The 315-nt window shown below is 57.8% G+C and carries 1 protein-coding gene; it reads left to right on the top strand.

Features of this window, described 5'->3' with window-relative positions:
• Positions 1 to 306, top strand: a 306-nt coding sequence (locus AW06_RS21155; RefSeq protein WP_273704871.1) for a transposase, incomplete at its 5' end; no start/stop codon positions are given.
• Between the last annotated feature and the right edge of the window lie 9 nt (positions 307 to 315).

Genomic DNA, 315 nt, shown 5'->3' with positions numbered 1-315 from the left:
GGCACGACCCTCTACACCGATGAGTATGACATCTACGCTCGCCTGCCCGAGTGGGGGTACGGACACAAAACCGTGTGCCATAGTCGGGGCGAGTACGCCCGCGATGAGGACGGCGACGGGTTTCATGAAGTCCCTGTCAATACGATGGAAGGCTTCTGGTCGTTGCTGCGCTCTTGGTTGCGTCCCCATCGTGGCCTCTCACAAGAAAAACTCCCGCTCTATCTGGGCTTCTTCCAGTTCGTGCACAACGCCAGAATTCGTGGCAAAGGCTTGCTGAAACATCTCCTCCATGCCCTCTTGGCCTAGCCGTCCGAA

The organism is Candidatus Accumulibacter cognatus (assembly GCF_000584975.1).
GTDB lineage: Bacteria > Pseudomonadota > Gammaproteobacteria > Burkholderiales > Rhodocyclaceae > Accumulibacter > Accumulibacter cognatus.
Note: the sequence above shows the minus strand (reverse complement) of the source record. Positions and strands in the feature narration are given on the sequence as shown.